This is a genomic window from Shewanella sp. 11B5, from assembly GCF_002836795.1.
Classification (GTDB): Bacteria; Pseudomonadota; Gammaproteobacteria; order Enterobacterales; family Shewanellaceae; genus Shewanella; species Shewanella frigidimarina.
Genome location: NZ_PJAP01001080.1, coordinates 1 through 2,366, shown reverse-complemented (window position 1 = coordinate 2,366; position 2,366 = coordinate 1). Strand labels below are relative to the sequence as shown.

Here is a 2,366-nt window from a genome sequence, read left to right as displayed (position 1 = left end):
CTTAACGTTTGTCCCTTTAATAGTAATGTTGGTGCCTTCGATAGATATCGAACCGTCGCTGCTCATTTTGATTGATGCGCTGCCGGTTTTAATGACAATTTCATTACCCGCTTCAATATTAAGCACTTTACCGACTTTTAAGCTGTCATTATTGGCTATGTCTTCTAGTCGATCATTACCAATTTTAACGTTATCGTTATTAACGATGTCAGTGAAACGGTCGTTGCCTATGGTGTCTTTTTGATCATGTTTTACATTCAATAGATGATCTTTTTCTGCTTGGAGGAATAATAACTCTTTGCCTTTTTCATCATCAAAACGTAACTCGTTAAAATTGTCGGCTCCACCGTCTTTAGTGCTATGGGTTTTAATCCCAGACTGAGTTTTTTTAGCCGGTAATGCATAAGGAGGCATTAAGTCGGCGTTATAAACAGCACCGCTGATAATCGGTTGATCAGGGTCACCATTGATAAACTCAACTAACACCTCCTGGCCTACGCGAGGGAAGAAGAATGCACCCCACTTGTTGCCAGCCCAGCTTTGAGCGACACGGATCCAACATGAACTTTTACTATTGAACTCGCCTTCACGATCCCAATGAAACTGTACTTTTACACGGCCAAATTTATCAATATGTTGTTCATCACCAGGTTCACCAGTCACTACCGCTGTTTGTACGCCATTAATTAATGGTTTACGTAAATGAAGCTGTGAGCGATAAGGAGTACTTTTAGGCACACATTCAAAATCATTTTGATAAACACAGCCAGACATTGATTGGCTTGTGCCTGACTGGTTAGGCTGAGTAGCCGACGTTCTCAGCGAGCTTAGAACAAAGCTCTTACCTTTATAACTCGCGTTTTCATGATCTTTGAAAGTAAAAAACTTACCCACCATAAAACTACGGCAATCGCCTTGGCCACTGCACTTATTCATGTCTTTTTGCAGGGCTTCAAGTTGATTATTGGCAAACGGTTGAGCGCGCTTGTTGAACTCAGACTCGCCTAAATAATCGTACACCTCAAGTGCACTTTGTTCAGGAAGATTTGCGTTAGTATGATTACCTGAAGGGTATAATTTAGGTTGTTCGTAGTCGTAACCTTTTTGAATAAAACCGCCGCTCACCATGCTCATGCCGCCTTGCCAATGAGACACGTGCGACTCGGCTAAATGACCTGAGAAACAACGAACCTTCTCTTCTGCACAAGGTTTGTAGGCGTTAATATCATCAGCAAGTACTAGGGTATGAGCACCAACACTATGCTCGAAGAAGAAGAAAATACCCTCTTGCTGTAATAAACGACAAACAAAATCGACATCTGATTCTAAATACTGCACACAGTATTCATACTGAGGGTATGTGTTGGTAGTTTTATTTTGAAATTCAACTTTATGTTGACCAAATAAGTCTTTAACAATATCGATGACTGACTTATTTTGAAAAATCCGACAATTACTGCGTTTTTTCATTAATGCCATTTGAGGCACTATAACAGCTTGATAATCTATATAATTCTGTGCATCGTCTGACGCTGCGGTCCGCATTCCAGCAGACTCAAGATGACTTACCACCCCATGAAAGTATCGAACTGCACCATTACTTTCGGCATTACGTAAAGTAATACAAACATTTTTACCCACTAAACTGTCGAGACTAATCTGGGTGCCAACAGTGAACATGGAGACGCTGATTGAAAAAAGCTGAGAGATGGCTTCTGTGGCAGTAAAATGCGTTAGGTACAGAGTATCCTTACCTAATGGCGTTGTGATACTGATGATATTATTTTTTTGAGTGGCCTTAAGCATTCCTTGCCTCAGTCTTTAAGAGTAAAGATCTTGGGGAACAAGTTCCCCAAGATATAAGATCACAAACAACTTACATTTGTTGACCTTTAACACCGCTGTAGCCATAACGTAGCGCTGCAGTAATGTTGTTTTTATCATCAGTTGGCGTAACAGCCATCATCATTTCAGTGTAGCTGATAGTGATAGTCTCTACAGGACGGTCACCATGAACTGAAACACTGTAGCTAGAGATCATTGCATCTGTTAATTCGATTTGCATGATTTCTTCGATTTTGTCACCTTGCTTAGTGATGTGGAAAACCGCTTTTTTACCTTTACCGATAGTCGCTTCTTTGAACAAGTCAGTAGAAGAATTATCTTGTAATTTAGTAATGGTCACATCACCTAAACGAGTTGAGCTAGCTTCACGGTCTTTTGCAGTACCAGTGAAAGAAGTGATCTCACGGCTAATATTCCAATCGACTGATAACACAGTAATCAGATCTTTGAATTCTTCAGCAGTGGTTTCGCCTTTAATCCCTTCATAATTTAAATATGTATTCGCTTGCATTATTAATGCT

2 protein-coding genes are annotated in these 2,366 nt (G+C 40.2%); both read right to left on the bottom strand.

Annotation, left to right across the window (positions count from 1 at the left end; genetic code table 11):
* Window positions 1-1,806 (bottom strand): type VI secretion system tip protein TssI/VgrG (tssI, locus tag CXF78_RS20540; RefSeq protein ID WP_102037799.1); only part of this gene is annotated, 1,806 nt, incomplete at its 3' end.
* A gap of 70 nt (window positions 1,807-1,876) precedes the next feature.
* Window positions 1,877-2,356, bottom strand: a complete 480-nt coding sequence (locus tag CXF78_RS20535; RefSeq protein ID WP_101086880.1) for an Hcp family type VI secretion system effector — start codon at window positions 2,354-2,356, stop codon at window positions 1,877-1,879.
* Window positions 2,357-2,366 lie beyond the last annotated feature (10 nt).

Excerpts from the sequence above, each read along its gene's own strand:
- CXF78_RS20535 (WP_101086880.1), bottom strand. The coding sequence starts at position 2,356 with ATGCAAGCGAATACATATTTAAATTATGAAGGGATTAAAGGCGAAACC.